At 44.6% G+C, this 18500-nt stretch carries 11 protein-coding genes and 3 pseudogenes; 5 read left to right on the plus strand and 9 right to left on the minus strand.

Annotation, left to right across the window (positions count from 1 at the left end; translation table 11 throughout):
• Positions 1-29 precede the first annotated feature (29 nt).
• Both L1D22_RS12070 and yegS read left to right on the plus strand, forming a co-directional pair.
• The gene (locus L1D22_RS12070; RefSeq protein WP_239829970.1) at positions 30-935 is read left to right on the plus strand and encodes a LysR family transcriptional regulator; all 906 of its coding nucleotides are present in this window, start codon (positions 30-32) and stop codon (positions 933-935) included.
• 18 nt (positions 936-953) lie between these two features.
• Entirely contained in the window at positions 954-1859 is a 906-nt protein-coding gene (yegS, locus tag L1D22_RS12075; RefSeq protein ID WP_239829971.1) for a lipid kinase YegS, read from the plus strand.
• Positions 1860-1921: 62 nt separating this feature from the next.
• Here the strand turns inward: yegS and L1D22_RS12080 are convergent.
• Positions 1922-4386, minus strand: a pseudogene (locus tag L1D22_RS12080) (EAL domain-containing protein).
• Positions 4383-4796, minus strand: a pseudogene (locus tag L1D22_RS12085) (sugar ABC transporter substrate-binding protein); the annotation flags it as partial. The pseudogenes L1D22_RS12085 and L1D22_RS12080, both read right to left, overlap by 4 nt.
• Between L1D22_RS12085 and L1D22_RS12090 the strand changes: the two are divergent.
• Positions 4776-5572 (plus strand): annotated as a pseudogene (locus tag L1D22_RS12090) (ribose ABC transporter substrate-binding protein). The pseudogenes L1D22_RS12085 and L1D22_RS12090 sit on opposite strands and share 21 nt — an antisense overlap.
• Positions 5573-5692: 120 nt before the next feature.
• Here the strand turns inward: L1D22_RS12090 and L1D22_RS12095 are convergent.
• Positions 5693-7375 carry an alkaline phosphatase family protein gene (locus L1D22_RS12095; RefSeq protein WP_239829972.1) on the minus strand — a complete coding sequence of 561 codons (1683 nt, stop codon included), beginning with the start codon at positions 7373-7375 and terminating at the stop codon, positions 5693-5695.
• Between the two features lie 175 nt (positions 7376-7550).
• Entirely contained in the window at positions 7551-8339 is a 789-nt protein-coding gene (locus L1D22_RS12100; protein ID WP_239829973.1) for an SUMF1/EgtB/PvdO family nonheme iron enzyme, read from the minus strand.
• Positions 8340-8476: 137 nt separating this feature from the next.
• On the opposite strand from L1D22_RS12100, the gene L1D22_RS12105 reads away from it, so the two are divergent.
• Both L1D22_RS12105 and L1D22_RS12110 read left to right on the plus strand, forming a co-directional pair.
• Entirely contained in the window at positions 8477-9808 is a 1332-nt protein-coding gene (locus L1D22_RS12105; RefSeq protein ID WP_239829975.1) for an anaerobic sulfatase maturase, read from the plus strand.
• Between the two features lie 87 nt (positions 9809-9895).
• Positions 9896-10954 (plus strand): hypothetical protein, encoded by a 1059-nt coding sequence (locus tag L1D22_RS12110; RefSeq protein WP_239829976.1) that lies wholly within the window; start codon positions 9896-9898, stop codon positions 10952-10954.
• A 162-nt stretch (positions 10955-11116) separates the two neighbouring features.
• Here the strand turns inward: L1D22_RS12110 and ggt are convergent, their stop codons facing one another.
• From ggt to L1D22_RS12135, 5 genes are all read right to left on the minus strand, one after another.
• On the minus strand, positions 11117-12847 hold the full coding sequence (ggt, locus tag L1D22_RS12115) for a gamma-glutamyltransferase (RefSeq protein ID WP_239829978.1): 1731 nt from the start codon (positions 12845-12847) through the stop codon (positions 11117-11119).
• A gap of 257 nt (positions 12848-13104) precedes the next feature.
• Positions 13105-14172, minus strand: coding sequence for a sulfate ABC transporter permease (locus tag L1D22_RS12120; protein ID WP_239829980.1), 1068 nt, complete (start codon positions 14170-14172; stop codon positions 13105-13107).
• Position 14173: 1 nt separating this feature from the next.
• Positions 14174-14650, minus strand: a complete 477-nt coding sequence (locus L1D22_RS12125; RefSeq protein ID WP_123310167.1) for a hypothetical protein — start codon at positions 14648-14650, stop codon at positions 14174-14176.
• 9 nt (positions 14651-14659) lie between these two features.
• The gene (locus L1D22_RS12130; RefSeq protein WP_239829982.1) at positions 14660-17863 is read right to left on the minus strand and encodes a response regulator; all 3204 of its coding nucleotides are present in this window, start codon (positions 17861-17863) and stop codon (positions 14660-14662) included.
• 213 nt (positions 17864-18076) lie between these two features.
• Entirely contained in the window at positions 18077-18451 is a 375-nt protein-coding gene (locus L1D22_RS12135; protein ID WP_239829984.1) for a hypothetical protein, read from the minus strand.
• Positions 18452-18500 lie beyond the last annotated feature (49 nt).

Here is an 18500-nt window from a genome sequence, read left to right on the forward strand (position 1 = left end):
GGGGACCTGCTTCTTTAATATGGAACTGTATGAAAAGTACCGAACTCAATTTAATTCCTATATTTGTTGCTATCTATGAAGAGCAGAACTTATCTAGAGCTGCTAATCGCATGGATATAAGCCAACCGGCGGTGAGCAAGGCGCTTGCAAGGTTGAGAGATATCTATGACGAACCACTGTTTCACCGAACCACTTCAGGCGTAGAGCCGACCACATTTGCTATTGATATCTATCCTGCAATGGCCGCGGCACTTAAAAACTTTACGTCTACCTTATCCGCATCAAGAGACTTCGATCCTAAAACTTCAGGCCGCGTGTTTTCTATTGCCTGCGTCTCGGCGGCGAGCTATGAAATGATGCCAAGAGTGATGCAGCTAATCAGCCAGGTTGCCCCCGGTATAGCACTCGAAGTTCACCCTCTGTTTACGGAAGACTACGAGTCTGATTTAAGGCTCCAAAGACACGATGTGATCGTCGATATGACACCAAAAGGAAGAACCATGCTTAAGCATGAGGTGATTTCTACAGAGGAGTTGGTGGTGGTGTGCCGCAAAGACCATCCTGTCCTTGGCGATACTATCGACATGGAACAGTTCTTGTCACTTGAACATGTGGTTGTTTCTCGTTGGCATGCACGTAAAAGCTTATTGAGCTCTGAACACTATAGTGACCTAGAGAAACGCAGAATAGTCTATCGTGCTGCGGGGGTCGTTGAGATGCTACCTGTAATTGAAGGTTCTGATTACATCGGCGTGTTACCTATTTCATCGGTGCGTTGTTTCTCTGAAAAGTACAATGTCAGAACACTGCCACTGCCTTTCGAGTTAGAAGACCTCGATATGTGTATGATCTGGCATCCAAGTCGTACTAACGAACCGAGCCACAAGTGGTTGCGCGCTAAGATCAAAGCGGCAGCCAAAGACACATCAAGTTAGCTCCAAAAGGACATAACAATGGACAGTATTCGCGCGATTTTAAATGGAAAGAAAGCCAATATCCCCGAGTTAAGACAAGCAGTCTTTGCGGCAAGGGATAGGGATATCGACCTACAAGTGAGAGTTACTTGGGAATCGTCGGATATGTTTCGTTTAGTCAGTGAGGCGATATGCGATGGTGTGAAGCGACTGATTGTGGCTGGTGGTGATGGAACGGTAAATGAAGCGGTGAATGCGCTTAACCAGTTTCGTGCGAGCGAGAGGCCGCAGCTGGCGGTTATTCCAATGGGAACAGCGAATGACTTTGCTACCGCGACTGGAATCCCTAGTGATATTGCTCAGGCGTTTAGGCTTGCTTTAGAAGGGAAGGCATTCGGGGTCGACAGTGTTCGTGCTAATGATCGCTATTTCATGAACGTTGCTGCTGCCGGCTTTGGTGCGGAAGTGACGGCCGAAACGCCCGTTGAACTTAAAGACTTTCTTGGTGGCGGTGCATATACGCTAACAGGTGTGGTGAAAGCTTTAGGGTTTAAACCATACAGCGGTACCTTGACCATAGACAAAGGCACCTTTACTGGCGAAATCCTGGTCGGGGCGTTTTGTAATGGCCGCCTCGCGGGTGGTGGGCAAGAGCTTGCGCCCAATGCACTTATTGATGATGGTTTGATGGATCTGACTTTGGTCAAAGCCTTTGTAGCGTCTGACTTGCCAAAAGTCATCGAAGAGCTCAAACATCCTGCTGACGACGGTAAATACATTGTTCACACTCAAGCACGTTGGTTAGAGATAGATTTCCCGCAATCATTGCCGATTAACTTAGACGGCGAACCTTATCGTTCAAACCAGATTCGCTTTGAGGTTATGCCTTCGAGCATCAGTTTAGTGCTGCCTGATGATAGCCCTTGTCTGGTAAACAATCAGTAAGCCGCTTCAGTCAGGTAAACGGAGTGACCGACCGATAGGGTCATTTACTCCTTTAAGATTCGTTATGCCTCTTTTTGCGTTTGTTCTGAGTTGAGCAAGAAGTAAGACACCCAATCATCAGTCGGCAACGGCCTTGAGAAGAAGTAGCCTTGCGCGTATTTACAACCTATTTGGCGCAGAGTATTTAAGTGGTTCTGCGTTTCAAGCCCTTCAGCAATCACCGAGAAATTCAGTATTTGTGCCAACTTCAATACAGCACACGTGATCTCGTAGTCGACCTTAGATGAGTTAATGTCTTCAATAAAGCTTCGGTCGAGTTTGACGCAATCAGCAGGCAGATTCTTCAGCACCGACAATGAAGAATAGCCTGTACCAAAGTCATCAATCGCAATCTTATAGCCCTTCGAGTGAAGTACTTCAATGGTTCTTGAGCAGGTTTCGAAATCTCGTATCATGTCTCTTTCTGTGATTTCGAGAAGCAGCTGATGTGGCAGGCAATCCGTCTCATCCAGTATCACTTGCAGCTGCTCTGCGAGGTCAGTCATATAGAACATTCTTGCTGAGAAGTTGATAGAGAACATCACACCTTGTAGGTCGATACCTGAGCGTTGCCATTCAGTGATCAGCTTCGCCACTTTCTTAAATACCCATTTGTCGATGTCAATAATAAGGTCACTTTTTTCTGCGACTTCAAGAAAATCGATAGGTGGGAGCAACCCTAGTTTTGGGTGCCTCCAGCGAATTAGGGCCTCGGCACCGATGATGCCTTGCGAGTCTAAGTCGATTTTGGGTTGGAAGAACACTTCCAACTCGTCGTTAGTAACCGCTTTATGAAGTCCAATGTTAGTTTCAATTAGGTCGTTAACCTCATGGGTCATTTCGTCTGCGTAAACTCTGTATTGATCTCTGCCATTTCGCTTGGCGTGATACATAACGGTATCTGCATTTCGAATCAAGGTTTCACGATCCTCGCCATGAGTCGGGTATTCACACACCCCAATACTGGCTGAAACGAATATAGAGCTATCATCAATGTAGTAGGGCTTTCTCAATGCTTGGTTTAAGCCCTCGGCGATCTGTTCGCCTTCCTCTAACCCTATGTTCGAGTACACAACCAAGAATTCGTCTCCGCCCATTCGTGCAACAAAACCTTGTTCGCCGACGAAGTTATTCAGGATGTCAGAGACGTTAACCAGTAAGCTGTCACCGGGAGCATGACCTAACGAGTCATTGATTGTTTTGAACTCATCAATATCGAGATAAAACAGTAAAAAGGGCGCATTGTTCTCGCTCGAAAGCTTAATTTCTTTATCTAACTGTTTGGTGGCTAACAATCTATTCGCCAAGTTGGTCAACGGATCGTGGTGAGCAAGAAAGTCGAAGTTCTTCTTTTCTTCAGTGAGGTCGAGATAGGCCTCAGATAGCCTTGAAGCCATGTTGTTATAGGCTTTCTCTAAGTGAGACCACTCGTCACTTCTGCCCAAATTGATTGGGTTTTTGAGGCTATCGGATTCTAAACGGTCGAAACCATGTCATAGTGCATTGAGTGGTTGTCGAATGTGGTGTCTCACCACATGGTTAACAAGCAGCATCGATAAAACGAAAGCCGAAAAGCCATGATGATGGCGTTCAATCGAGATAAACCGATCTCTTCTTCAAGTTGGTCGGTTAGTTCTAGAGCTTGGTTCTGTACGCATGATTCGGTGTTCTCCACCATCTCCAACAAATCGCTTTGTGCTTCTAACAGCGAAGCCATTACCAACCAACGTTGTTCCAGATTAGCGCGAATTCGTTTTAAAGCGGCGTTGTATCGTTTTACGGTGCGGTGGATACGTTTCTTCTCTGCGATAACCGCAGCTGTTCCTATATCAACGTTTTCTAAGTGAAGTAAGAAGATATCGAGCTCTTTTTCTACCTCGATAAGCAACACTTTTTCTGTTTCTGGTGTGATACGGCTGTGAATATCACCCACCATTTTTCCAGAGGCGAGGAAGGACTCTCGCAACATGTTGATCAGGTCTAATTCATTGTTATAACGAATGAAGTTAGGTTGGTTTAAATGTTTAAGTTTACTGTCGGCTATCGCTAGTTCGAGTTGCTCGGCTAGTGTCGCGTCGATCTGGTTGGTCTGTTTTAGAATTCGGTTTAGAGCCAATGAACTGCCTAAGAAGCGGTGGAAGTTATCGATAAAGGCGTCGATCTTTTGTGAGAAGCCTTCATTGGTCGACAAGTCTCTCAAGCGTTGGAGCAGAAAATCCACGTTGAACGCTTCTTCAGACAAGGTGGTTTCACTGAACAGAAAGGTTTGCTCCAGCAACTTAACTCGAGAAGTTAATGTAAAAACGCGGCGGCTGATCTCAGAGTTGATAATCAAATCAGACACGTGCGTTGAGGTTTCAGTTTTGAGCGTCGACTCAACATAATACAAAGACCGAATCACCATGATCACCGCAAGGCTCACGATCAATAGTGAGAGCAAGTTCGACATGATGAGTCGCTGGGTGATGTTTATCTGACGTAATTTCATTGTGGCTTCCAAATTCTCAGATTCGCTTCACGGTAACCATTTTTAGGATCGTAGATGCCCTTGTCTGATTCGCTGAAGAGCTCTTCAACATTATCGGGTGTGACTAAATGAACAGGGGCAGAGTAACCGCTAGGAGGCATATGATTGAAGGCTCGGTTAAGCTCGTCGACAATCTGCCAACCTTGTAAATATAAGGGCTCAGGAACGGTTGCCAGTTGGAATTGTCCGTTATAGATTCTTTTATAGGCCGCTTTACTGCCATCACCTGCAGAGATGTTCTGCGGGATCATTTTTAGCTCTTCAAGACTCGACTCCAAAGAGGGGATCGCATAGTCGATATACAAGTCGTTGATGGCCAATATGTTAGTGATTTTATCGTCGTACTTGTTATTAAGGTCTTTCAGTGTTGCGAGCCGATTTCGTTGGCACCAATGTCGGTAGAGAAACCGGTCAGAATTGCCCTAATTTATCCAAGTGCAGATATTTCTGACTTTTGGACAAGAAATTACACCGCATTGAAGGAAAGGTTGATCGCTTTAGAGTTGCCATTCGAGATCAGCGAGTTTACTTCAAGACAAATTGAGCACTCTTTGCAGACTCAATACACGGATCAAGTGTTGAATGCTGACACACCTTATGACTTCGTGATTTTTGGTCCTTCTGAACTGGGAATACAAGCTGAGAACATTCAAAAGCTATCGGCTTCGACAGAATTCAAAACCTTTATTTGGGCATTCCACACACCCAATGAACAATGGACACATCAACCAGACAGTTGGTTTGACTTCTCAAGTGCAATGGGCGCGGTGCTGATGGGATTCGCTTAGTGCTGGGTAATTTCCCTGAGGTGACCATGGTTCACAATGCTAATACAGCAATGACTATGGGCGCGGTTGATGCGTTGAACCAAGCTGACATGCTGTCTGAAGTTTATGTCACGGGTTGGGGCGGCACAGCAATAGAGATCGAGAAGATTCGTTCTGATGAGTTAGATGCAACACCAATGCGCATGAGTGATGACCTTGGCGTAGCAACGGCTGAAGCGATTAAGTTTCACTTAGAAGAGAGAGAAGCCGAAGTCCCGTTGGTTTATTTAGGCCGTATCACCGTGGTGCACAATAAGATGGACGACGACCAACTGAATCAACTCACCAGAGAAGCGTTTCGTTACTCAGGTAAGAATTGAGCACGATTCAATCTATCCTACATGATGAAAAGAGCCGCTTATTCGTATGGAACGGGATAAGCGGCTCTTTTATGCTAGAGATTCTGCGAGCATGTTTGGCCCACAACCTAATAATTGTGGTTAGTCAGTAATCTCTTCTAACACTTGCCCAATCGAACCACTTGGTTGAGTAATGCCAAGTTTGTTCGAAAGCGTTGGTGCAATATCGTATGGTGTGATTGGGCGTGAAACCTTCTTAGCATCCACATCATAGCCAGCGAAAATCACCGGTACGTGCGTGTCGTATTTCCAAGGAGAACCATGAGTCGAGGCAATTTGTAGCCCTTCCATATCATTAATGTAGCTACGCGGTGCAAATACGACATAAACGTCACCAGAGCGCGCTGGGTGATAGTTGTTTTTAACCAGCTGCATGACGTGTGTATCAGGTACTCTGTTCTTAGCGATATCACTGCTTGATACAGCAAATGCAACGCCTTTCACTTTCGCGATCTCATCGGCAATGGCTTCTTGTACCTTAGCCAAGTCCAGTTTCTTCTCGGCGATTAAGTCGTGATTCAGATAGATATAAGGCTGAGCATACAAGCGAATTGCGTCTTTGGTTAACCCAAAATCATCTTTTAATCGTTTCTCTACACCACTCGATAGTAGGGCGTCTTTGTCGAAGTACTGAGCTTGACTGAAACCTAGCGCATTTGCCGCAGGCGACGCTTCTGGTACGCCATGGTCGGCGGACAAAACAATGAGTGTGTTTTCTAAACCTACTTGGTCATCGACGGTTTTTAAAAGTTTCGCAAGCGTCTTATCCAGGCGGATTAAGTTGTCTTCCGTTTCTAAGCTTTCTGGGCCGTATAGATGGACCACATAATCGTTCGATGAGAAGCTAACCGATAGGTAGTCGGTGGCATCGCCTTGCCCAAGCTTTTCTTGCATCAATAGTGTGCTGGCAAAGTTCTCTGTAATCTCATCACCAGCGGGGCTCACGGTCAACGTGGTGCTGTAATATTTATAACTCGCTGGGCCATAAGGGTGAGGGAAAGTCCTTTGGAAATCACCTAGCTTAACCTTGTAATCAGTATTGTGCTCTTGAAGGGTATATTGGTCGCGCGGTAACGAGAGTTCCCATTTCTGTTTGGAGTATTGCGCTGCAACTTTTTTTTCATTCCAACGAGATACCCAATCTGGATATTCATCATAGTAATAATTACTGGTGACAAACTCAGATTGTGCTTTCGAGAACCAAAACGCTTTTCCACTGTGTCCTGCAAGAGAGATAGCACCACGGTCTTTCACTGACACACCAAAAACCTTTGATTTTCCGCTGTTGGAAATAGTGAGCTCATCACCAAAGGTGGTCGCAAGGATTGGCTCTGGAGAGCGGCCATCGCCTTGTGCCGTCTTTTGTGTTGGATCTATCTCAGTAGCCTTATCGACACCCGCGCCGGAAGTGAGCATGGTGTAGTTGCCGTCCTCTACGTTATACACTAAACGCTCTTCACTGCGGTCGTACCAAACGTTACCAACCATGCCATGTACACTTGGTGGAGCGCCTGTTGCAAGCGACACATGGCCAACAATGGTTTCTGTGTTGCCGTGTTGGTAGTTCGCATTGGTGTAGTAGGTACCGTCATCCATTAAGTAGCGAAAGCCACCTTCACCGAAGTTATGCTTGTATCGTTCGATGAGGTCAGCGCGCAGCCCATCGACAGTGATTTGAAGGACAAGGTCTGGCTTTTCTGCAGCCGATGCAGGAAGAGCACAGAGTAACGCGAGAGTAAGTCCTGAAAGCTTGGTGTATTGCATAGGGTGTCCTTATTCAGTGTGGCCGCATGGTTCTAATACTTGGTCAGTGAGTTAATGCTTGGTCAGCGAGTTACCGTTGATCCGAGTTCAGACGTTTGGATAGCGCAAATCATGTTTTTAGTATCGGTTCTCGATAACCAATGAGTGGTGCAAGTTCGCTAGTTCGCGCTTCCCACTAGTCAGCATCTTTAACTAGGCGCAGACCCATGTCCGACATGGTGATTGACTGACTAGCGAAATCACGACGGTAACTTTCAGATTCATTTTCGTCATAAGCAAAGCTGCCACCGCGTACCGATTTGTGTGATAAACCTACGTCACTGTGGTTCGCATTGTTTGGGTTGTCAGTTGGACCGAATCTGTAGAAGGTGTCATCGAAAGCATCAATGACAAATTCACCAACGTTTCCCGTCATGTCATATAAGCCTAGTTCATTTGGCTTTTTTAATCCGACGGGATGCGCGCTATTTTTCGAATTTGCTGAGTACCACGCAACATCATCTAAGTTGTTGGAACCACTATAAGTATAGCCTTTGCTTTTGTTACCACCCTTCGCTGCAAATTCCCATTCTGCTTCGGTTGGTAGACGGTAATCTTCGCCAGTTAACTCATTCAATTGCTCTACGAAATAGTTCGCTTGCTGCCAGCTTAGGTTGTTAACGGGAACTTGTGGGTTTTGGAAATAACTGAGAGATGAGCCCATCACCGATTCGAACAATTCTTGAGTCACCTCAAACTTCGCAATGTAGAAACTATCTACAGTAACACTACGTGCTGGGCGCTCGGCTTTACTTGCTCCTGGGCTGTTTGAACCCATGGTGAATGTGCCGCCTTCAACGAGAACCATATCTTGGTCAATTTGTTGGGCAATAGGGTGTGTTGGCACGCTTGAACAGCCGCTGAGAAGAATAGTCATGGTGACGCCACTGACTGCTGCTAAATGTTTGTAATTGATAAGTTTCATCACGTGCCTCAAATGTTCGAAATAGGGCGTAATTCTAACGCTTTTGGTCATTCCTATTGGTTATAAAGGGTATAACATGCCACTGACTTAATTCGGAATTATGATGGGAACAAGACACTAAGATAGGTAGGTAAATCATGCATATTACTCAAGGTCCTCAATATAATGGTAAAGCGTCTAAGCGCTTACATGTTATGGCGAAGCCGATTGGCGCAGCGTGTAACATTGACTGTAAATATTGTTATTACCTAAGTAAGCAAGATTTGTTGGAGTACAAGAAAGGCAGTTCTCCAAGAATGGATGATGAAACGTTAGAGGCGTATATCCGACAATACATCGAAGGCCAGAATACGCCAGAAATTATCTTCTCATGGCAGGGCGGTGAACCGACTATGTTAGGTTTGGCTTATTTTGAGCGTGTGGTTGAGCTACAGAAGAAGTACCAACCTGAAGGTGTATTGATTTCCAATGACCTACAAACCAATGGCACATTACTGAATGACGATTGGGGACAGTTCTTAGCAAAGAATAACTTCTTGGTAGGCTTAAGTATTGATGGCCCAGAGATGCTGCATAACGCCTACCGAACTAACCGAGCCGGTCGCGGTACGTTCAAGCAAGTGATGGCGGCTGTTGAGCTGTTGCACAAGTACCAAGTGAAATTCGCGACGTTAACCTGCGTGAACAACCTGACCAGTCAAAATGCACTAGAAGTGTACCGATTCTTACGTGATGTGGTGAAGTCGCCACAAATGCAGTTTATCCCTATCGTTGAGCAAAAAACCTTTAGAACGGTTGCACCGCAAACCTCCCAAGTGAGCGAGCAATTGAAGCAGGGTGACAAGCGCCTGATCCCTGGCCATAAAGATTCAATCATGGAATCATGGTGTGTGTCAGATCTGGCGTGGGGTAACTTCCTGATTACCGTGTTTGATGAGTGGGCGAAACACGATATCGGCAAAGTGTTCGTTCAATATTTCGAAGCAAGTTTAGAAACGTGGATTGGTCGTCCTAATCCACTTTGCACCTTGAACGAGATTTGCGGAAAAGGCCTTGCTATGGAGCCTAATGGTGACGTTTTCTCATGTGACCACTATGTTTATCAAGAATATAAAATCGGCAATATCCACCACGAGAAGTTGGATGATTTGGCGTACAGCGCTTCACAACAGAAGTTTGGTTTCGCTAAATCACGTACGCTGACGAGCCAATGTCAGCAATGTGACTACAAGTTTGCTTGTCATGGTGAATGTCCTAAAAACCGCTTTATCAAAACTCGTGCGGGTGAGCCGGGCTTGAACTATCTATGCGCGGGCTGGCACAAGTTCTTCTCTCATGTTGATAAATCGATGGCGTATATCGCGCGTGCGATGAGACACCCTGTTGCTCATGGTAAGTACAGTGATTCTGTGATGATGGCGCGTCGCGCAGAACTGGCAAAACAAACGACGTTTGAGACTAAGTTTTAACTCAGTGTCTAGGTCTATCGATTCTAACGAAATTTAATCAGATATGAGTCTAGGGACAGGCTAAGTTCTCCAGCTTAAGGTAATACTATGATCAAGAAGAGTTTAGCGACGGCGGTTGCTTTATTTATTTCAACGTCCGCATTGATTTCAACGTCAGCGATGGCAGCTAATAGCGTTCAACAAACCGTTGATGCACCAGCACAAAATATCAATCAAGTGCTTGAAATGGCGGACACTCAAACCCGCATTCAACAATTGTCTTACATGGCGCAAGATCAGAATCAGTCTATTGAAAACCGTACTGGTGCGCTGCAAGAATTGGCAGTTTACCCAAGCCAAAATGCGTTGGTGGCTGTGGCTAGAGGCTTGAAAGATCAAAACCCTGAAGTTCGCGAAGCGTCGGTTATTGGCTCTGAACCTTATCAACTCGAACATCGTTGGGCATTGGTATCTCCGTTGCTTAAAGACAGCGATACCATGGTTCGCCACACGGCAACATCAAATCTAATTCGTGACTTTAATGCCTTAGATGCACAACAAAAAGCACAAATCGAACCATCAGCAAAAGAGCTGATCAGTTTCCTAGAAACGCAAGAATCAGAAAAGTACCAACTGCTGTTTGCTGATGTACTTCGCTGGCACAACGAGTGGGATAAGGCGGAAACGGTTTATCTAGAACTCATCAAAACGCATCAAAAAGAGCCACAAGTTTGGTTAAGCTACGCTGATAATTTTCGAGCGCAGAAAAAGGACCAACAAGCGGTCGATGTATTGGATCGCGGTTTGAAACATGTACCCAACAATGCAGCTCTGCATTACTCTAAATCTCTAACTTTGGTTCGTCTTGAAGATAAGAGCGCAGCGGCCAATGAGATTGAAGTAGCAGCTAAGTTAGCGAAAGATAACAGCTATTACTGGTACCTTAATGGGGTATTACAAGAAGAATTAGACATCGATAAATCGACTAAGTCATTCGAAAAAGCGTATCTGATTTCGGGTTCACCAGAGCAGTTGTACGCAGTCTGCGACATTTATGTACGCTACGGTAATGAGAAAACAGACGAATGCTTAGTTGAGCTTTCAAAAGTGGCGCCGAGCTATGTGATTGACCAGCTCAAAGAGAAGCGAGTAGCGCCAAACTCATAATATTTGAGTGAGTCGATAAACGGAAAGTAGTTATTGAAAAGCCAGTCGAAACATTCGACTGGCTTTCTTGTATTTAGAATTTTGTTTTAAATATATCGTTAGAACAAGACACAAGCCAGAGGCGTTAAAATGGGTGAGCTTAGCTGCTCACCCGTAAACCAATTATTCGCCCATTGAGCTGGATGCACGACGCCGATCTGTAGCACCGTAGATCTTGCCATCTCTGACTTCAATTGCGTTCAAGCCACTCACCACCGGAATGACATGCACTGGATAACCGAGCTGCATGAACTCAGGAACCAACATTTCAGCATAGGTTTTCTTTTCAACCAACAAGCCTGTTGGATCATAAGGTTTAGTTCGGTCTATCTTAGTGCCGTATTGAATGTTAGGCAGATCAATCGCTTCTTGAGCCGACAGATCCCAATCGAGAACACCAACCACGGTTTTCAGCACGTAACCTGGGATTTGCGAGCTACCTGGAGAGCCAACGACTAAACGCAGGTCGTCTTTTTTGTCCATTACCATTAATGGTGTGATGGCGGAACGAGGGCGCTTACCAGCTTCGATGGCGTTTTGAGTCGGTTTGCCATTAATGGTTGGTTTAGTCGAGAAGTTCGCCATTTGGGCATTAAGAATCACACCATCGACCATGACTCCAGAGCCCATGCCCGTTCCGACTGTGCTCGTCATAGCAATCGCATTGCCATCCTTATCGATGATAGAGATGTGACCGGTATCCTGACTTTCAAAGCCTTGATATTGTGCGTAATCGGTATCGGAAAGCTTGCCTGCCTTCGGGTTAGTCTGAGCAATACCATTTTCTGGAATCAACTGACGACGTTTATCAATGTAAGATTTGTCGAGTAGGGCGTTCACTGGGGTTTCAACAAAATCTGGGTCACCTGCATAAGCGATACGATCGGCTTTTGCGATTCGCATCGCTTCCGTCATTAATCGCCATGGCTCTGCATCGGTTTTAGACATGTCTGCCAAGTCATAGGCTTCAAGCATTTCCAAGCTTTGAGCCACCATCACACCTCCGGAGGCTGGGTAGCCAAAAGACACAATCTTATTTCCGCGGTAATCGCTCTCTATCACGTCACGCTGTTTCATTTGGTATTGCTCAAAATCTTCAATGGAGAGTTTAGCGTGGTCTGAATCGATACGGCTTTTGACCGTTTCAACGATGTGTTTACCGAACTTGCCACCATAAAGGTATTTGTCACCTTGTTGAGCAATGTTGCTCAGTGTGTCGGCAAGCTTTGGGTTGGTCATCAAAGTGCCTGTTGGTTTGATCTCATCGTTATTCCAGTAGAGTGCTTTGATTTCTGGGTCTTCAATCAAACGAGTTTGCTCACGAACCACAATGTCGTAGGTGTAGCTGTTCATCGCATAGCCTTTGCTCGCCAGTTCAATCGCAGGCTGAACTAACTCAGACCAAGGCAGCTTTCCATATTCTTGATGGGCGCTATAGAGCAAACGAAGTGTACCTGGTATTGCGACGGATCGTGGCCCTAAAATCTCATTTCGGCTGAGCGCTTTACCATCTTCCATAAACATGTCTGGAGTTGCGCTAGAGGGCGCTTCATCGCGTCCATCGAGTGCGAGAAATTGGTCTTTGTCTCGTTGATAAAAGAGCGCGAAAGTGCCGCCACCAATCCCCGTCATATCCGGTTCGACAACCGACATGGTCATTTGCATTGCAACCATCGCATCAATGGCGTTACCCCCTTGCTTGAGTATCGAATACCCAGTGCTGCTTACGTAGGGATTTGTTGCACTTACCATAAACTTCTCGCCACTTTCATCGGGCGTAATTGGAAAAGGATTTGGCTCGGCCGCGAAACCGACCGCTGAAACCAAGCTTAAAGATAAAGTAGCTATTCGCATGCGTTCTCCGTTTAAGGTATCTGTTTCTTCGCTCTAAGATGGACCGAATTGAGGTGGTGAAGTTCTTGGGTTTACAGCCTTTTGACACAACGTTGACGGCTCTGACATTGGGATAAAATCACCTCAATATGCACTGTTGAAACGATAGTTACAGTTTATGTTTCAATAGGGTGGACTGAAAATTCACAGCGATAAAAAAGCCCAAGGTAGAGCGACTATCTTGGGCTTTGTTTTTAATAGAGGCATTCTAATTTAGGTTAGAAAACGAAACTCAGCATGATAGTGTAGAGAACTGCGTCTTTATCATCAAAGCCTGTCTGAACGTTAAAATCTTCAACAAAGGCGCCGTTTGTCTTTCGCGCTTCAAAGTACTGCACTTCACCATTGATGGAGACGTTCGGTAGTACATCGTAATCAACACCAATCAAATAGCTGTTACCTGTTAGATGCTCATTAGAGTCAAACTCTGCGCCATAAACGACGTAGGGTGTAAATGAATCTAAGTGATAACCGAGGCTTGCGTACATTGATGAAGAACGATCACTTATTTGGCCTTCACTAGCGAAGACGGCCTGTTCATATTCATACTCAAAACCCAGTGACCAAAGTTGGATATGCTGGTTTTTATCTGTAGGGCGAGTTCCATAGCCATCAATCGTGACTGTTTGATCATAGTTTGAATCGAGGAAAGCAAAATTCCAACGATAATTCACACCTGTAAGTTGTATATTTGCACCGATCGTTCGGTTTGTTTCAAACTCTAATGAGGTGGTTGAATTCAACTCAGCTTCATTTGTGTCTTTAGTCCCGTAAAAAGGAGATAATAATAGAGTCGATTCATCGCCGATATCATGAGCCCAGCTAATTTTAATACCATTAAAAGCGGTGATACCCAGCATGCTATTATAAACTTCTGTGGGTGGTCTCGCCATCATGTAAGCTTGACTAACATGATAGTATTCAGATGCAAGGAAAATGGGCAGTCTTAAGCGGCCTATGCTTACATCAACCTTATCAAACTCATACCCAAGGTAAGCCCATTCTAATTGTGGTTCACTCCAATCATATTGGGGAGGTTTTACAACTTGGACGGAGGCTTTGAATGACTTGTAAAAATAGTCAAGCTGAACTCCAAACGTGGTATCACAGTCGTAACAGCTTTCGTCTGTAATGCCACGATTGACGATTAAAGGATTTTCGTTGTCTGATTTTGCCCAAGAGGTTGAACCAAAGCCGCTTAACAACAGGTTGTCTGTAAGCTCAATAATCGCAAAGGCCGGAGAGGCTATTGAAGCGCATAGTACTGACGTAATAATCTTTTTCATATTATTTCTCCGAACTTATAACGTAGAGAACGTAGGCATTTGTGGGAACTTTAGATAGTGGGGAGTAGCCAATACGGCTCGGCTTGTCGTCTAGCCAGTCGACTAAACTGTCGGTAGAAGCCATTTCAATTTCTCTTGGGTAACGAGATTTTCCAGAAAAGGCTAAACCAGCCCAATGTGCATTCATTTGAGCGGTATTTTTCCCGAGTAAAAGCTGATAGAAGTTCTCTCTTTCAGCGCTATTTTCAGGCCAATCAGATAATTCAACACGTTTACCATTCAGGCGTTTTGTTTTCCCTCTGTAAAGCTTTCTCGCTTGGTTGAGCGTTATTTTCTCAAAGCCTGAATCTAGAGAGAATATGGCGTAATTTTCAGTCGCTTGAACAGGGCTGACCAGTAACATGATTCCTAATAGCCCTATTGCTGCTGAACAAAGCGTTCTTTGATGGAGTATTTTCATTATTTTTATCCAGTCCATTGGTTTCCCTTAGCAAGTCGCATTTTCTATTTGATGGAAGAGTTTTTCTTTTCTAACGGGCTTCGCCACATACCCATCCATACCGGAATCAAAGCACTTTTGAATATCATCGTCGATAACACTGGCGGTTAACGCGATGATAGGAGTTTTGCTTAAGCCTTGGTTTTTCTCGTGTTCTCGAATCTCCTTAGTTGCGGTGAAACCGTCCATAACAGGCATCATGCAATCCATCAAAATAATGTCGAAGCTACTGTCGTTCTGGTACATATCAACGGCAATTTGTCCGTTGTCTGCAATTTCAAAGGCATATCCGGCTTTCTTCAGCATAATAGAAGCTACTTTTTGATTGACGCGGTTGTCTTCGACTAGCAATATTCTCTCTGATTTGCTCTGAATTGCGCTTGGTTCCGCTTCTTCAGGCAAAGTACGTTTTGTCGCAGTCCCGTCGATAATCGGAGTGACAGTTGCAGGTTGTTTATTCGGTTGAGCTTTATAGGAAGCTGGTAGTGGCATAGCTTCGACCGCGGTGAGCACTTTCTCTTTAAGCATTTCGAACTTGAATGGTTTTGGTACATAGTCATCCATACCAACGTCGAAACACTTCTGAATATCGTCATCGATGACACTGGCGGTCAATGCAATGATAGGGATGCGTCGCGTCGCTTCCGTTTCTTTTTCAATTCTTCGGATGTGACTTGTCGCATCAAAGCCATCCATAACAGGCATCATGCAATCCATGAGTATCGCCGCGTAATGAGGGTTAGCGGCAAACATGTCGATGGCTTCTTGACCGTTATTCGCAAACTCGAATTCAAAACCACTCTTTCCTACATGAAGACCCGCAATCTTTTGGTTGATCTTGTTGTCTTCCACGATGAGGATTTTGTGTTGGATCTCAGCTTGTGGCTGGCTTGCCTCTGATAGTTCCACCAAACCTCGTGTATCACAAAGTTCAATAGCTTTAACTAAACGTAAGCCGAGTAGGGGCTGTGCGACTTGTGCTGTAACGCTGTCACCAAGATCCGCTGGCTCACTTAAGAAGGAACGTACCAAACAGATAGTGATGCCGTTTTGGTGCAGCTTAGCTAACTTATCTGCGTGGCTATTAGCTAGGAATGCGTCATCTTCAGCGAAAACGACAGTGATAGGTTTAGTGTGTTTTTGAGTAGAGAGCTGCTCTGTAATTGCCGTTATGTCATTCGTTTTATCGGTAACCTTCAAACCATAAAGGTTAAGGTCGGACTCGATTCGCTCGGAGAGCATGTTTTCGTTACCCAGCACATAAATCTCAGTCGTTGCTGCACTTGGTTTTGGCAGTATCAAGTCAACAGGCAATTCCAAGTCGAAATAGAAACAACTCCCTTCACCTTTAACTGAGTCGAGTTGAATTTGACCACCCATCAGTTCAACCAACTGTGTACTGATGGCTAGGCCAAGACCAGTACCACCAAATTGGCGTGTGGTTGAATCGTCTTCTTGAGCGAAGGGTTCAAATATTTGTTTTTGTTGCTGTGAATCGATACCAATACCCGTATCTCGTACAGCAAATCGAATGGTGGCATTGTTATCTGCTTTGTTGAGCGTTTGGATTGATAATGTGACGCCACCTTCAGCCGTGAACTTCACCGCATTCGACATGAAGTTCATCAAAATCTGTCTTAAACGGTGATCGTCTATCATTACGCGTGCCGGTGTGTCTGGGCTGATATCAACGTTAATCGATATTCTTTGTTCTTTCGCTTTTGGTGCAACAATGGATGCAATGTCGTATATCGACTCTCTAATTGATGCAGAGTGCGGGCTGATTAATAGCATGCCAGATTCAATCTTGGAGAAGTCTAAGATATCGTTGATTAAGCTAAGGAGCAGTTGGGATGAAGTTTCGATCGTATCAACATAGTCACGTTGTGTCGGTGTAAGCGGCGTGTCTGCGAGGATTTCCGAAATACCAATCACTCCATTGAGCGGGGTTCGAATTTCATGAGACATGTTGGCCAAGAAGCTACTTTTCGCTTTGCTGGCCTGTATTGCGTGGTCTTTCGCGTGTTCGGCGTCCTCTTTGGCTCTCTCTGCGTCTTCTTTTGCTACCGTCAATCTCTCTTTCGCGAGCTCTCGTTCGATGGTCAATCGTTCAACTTGCTGAGCAAACAGACTGAGTTCATCTTTACCTTGGATTAATTTATCTAGAGAAGGGCGCGTGCCATCATTTTCGCTTTTTAAGAAGGCTAACACCAAATTCAGGTTGTTAGTGACTTGTCTCGCTAAGCTAAGGGTTAAACCCATAACAATCGCTGCCAACAAAGCGACGATTGAAATAAACAGGGTTCGCTGTATTTGCGCGTCATAGATGGCTTGCTCAACTTCTTGTTGGAACTCTTGCTTGATTACGCCGCCAAGGCTTTGTAACAGGCTTAGTCGTGCGCTCATCGCTTCTAACCCAACAGAAACCTCTTGAGCTGTCAGTTGGCTAATGGCGTTTAGATCAAGCAGTGCGTTTCTGATCTCTTGGCTTTGAGCAAACACATCGTTTCTAAATACCTCTACCATCAGTGATACTTGATGTTCGTTGGCATTTAGCAAAACGAAGCGCTCTAGAAACAGTTGCTGTCTTTCACTGAGGGTTTTGATTTGTTCCGCGAGTTCTGGGGCGTACTCTTGGTAATTTTGAAATATTTCAATGAGAGACGTACTTAATTTGAACTCCTCATTCGACCAGAACATCAACCATTCCAATTGTTGTAATGCAGTGAGGTGTTGCTGAATACCACGCTTGGTGTTTTCGAATGGAACTTTTTCAATTTCGAGTAACAACTGTTTGTACAAATCACTCTGCCACTCAAGGGCATCTAATTTATCGAAGCTATCGGTGGCTTGGATTGTGGATAAGGTGGCCTCACTGAAATCGGCTACAAGCTCATCTATCTCATCAGAAGCACTTAAGAAGATGATTGGAGAAAGAGTTTTGAGTTCAGCTTTCGCTTCGCTGCTCTGCCTCACAAACTCTTCAGGGCTAGAAGCCAACGCATTGCGATATAAGACCGAAATATCTTCGAGATAGGCAGATAGTTGATGAGTTCGCTCAAAATCGTTTAATTGAGTCGTTAAGATATAAGCTTGTCTGCCAGCAAGGAAGAGTAATAATGAAATGGGAAGTAGAACTAAGCCAAAGAGTTTATGTTTGACTGAAAGGTTATTCCAGACCGTAATCGCCATATAAGGATCCATCCAACTGTCGTTATATAAAAACAGTAGAATAAAAATGCCGATATGGAAACTTTGAAATCGCAAATTTAGTAGAAGTGTGAGAGGGATATAAGTTCTTGTGATTTAAGAGCTTATTTTGAAATTCGTTCTTTTATTAGTAATTTATAGCGTTTGATGGTTTGTTTAATTTTATGTTTATTGATGAATATCTTATACAGCGAATTAATGAGGGCGTTTTTTATCGAGGCTTAATTCAAACAGAAGTTGTTCTAACACGGTTTTTGCAGAGGGCTCTAACGTCCAAACACCAAGCATTCTGTTTAGCGCGGCTCGATACACTCTGTTTTTGAGTAGGAAGGCAAGCGTGCTTGTGTCATTGCTTAATACATGCATTTGCACAACGGTCAGTTCTGCTTTGTTCTCTATATTAATTTTTTGAAGATTGAAAGCGGGCAGGAAGGCACACTCATACCAAACCTCAACGATTTCTCGAAGTTCTATCTCTTCTTCAGGCACGTCACAGCCCTGAAATATGTGATTTTCAGGAATTGCGGATAAGTAAGTTACATCAAGCTTGTCTGCAACGAATGTGTACATTGGCTTCCTTGTTATTGGTGATTTTAGATCGAATCATCTCTCCCACTTA

Source organism: Vibrio sp. Isolate34 (assembly GCF_022397915.1).
Lineage (GTDB): Bacteria > Pseudomonadota > Gammaproteobacteria > Enterobacterales > Vibrionaceae > Vibrio.

Bases quoted from the DNA above. Each gene is read 5' to 3' on its own strand.
- L1D22_RS12105 (WP_239829975.1), top strand. From the start codon at position 8,477: ATGCATATTACTCAAGGTCCTCAATATAATGGTAAAGCGTCTAAGCGC.
- L1D22_RS12110 (WP_239829976.1), top strand. From the start codon at position 9,896: ATGATCAAGAAGAGTTTAGCGACGGCGGTTGCTTTATTTATTTCAACG.
- L1D22_RS12130 (WP_239829982.1), bottom strand. From the start codon at position 17,863: ATGGCGATTACGGTCTGGAATAACCTTTCAGTCAAACATAAACTCTTT.
- ggt (WP_239829978.1), bottom strand. From the start codon at position 12,847: ATGCGAATAGCTACTTTATCTTTAAGCTTGGTTTCAGCGGTCGGTTTC.
- L1D22_RS12070 (WP_239829970.1), top strand. From the start codon at position 30: ATGAAAAGTACCGAACTCAATTTAATTCCTATATTTGTTGCTATCTAT.
- yegS (WP_239829971.1), top strand. From the start codon at position 954: ATGGACAGTATTCGCGCGATTTTAAATGGAAAGAAAGCCAATATCCCC.
- L1D22_RS12095 (WP_239829972.1), bottom strand. From the start codon at position 7,375: ATGCAATACACCAAGCTTTCAGGACTTACTCTCGCGTTACTCTGTGCT.
- L1D22_RS12120 (WP_239829980.1), bottom strand. From the start codon at position 14,172: ATGAAAAAGATTATTACGTCAGTACTATGCGCTTCAATAGCCTCTCCG.
- L1D22_RS12125 (WP_123310167.1), bottom strand. From the start codon at position 14,650: ATGGACTGGATAAAAATAATGAAAATACTCCATCAAAGAACGCTTTGT.
- L1D22_RS12135 (WP_239829984.1), bottom strand. From the start codon at position 18,451: ATGTACACATTCGTTGCAGACAAGCTTGATGTAACTTACTTATCCGCA.
- L1D22_RS12100 (WP_239829973.1), bottom strand. From the start codon at position 8,339: ATGAAACTTATCAATTACAAACATTTAGCAGCAGTCAGTGGCGTCACC.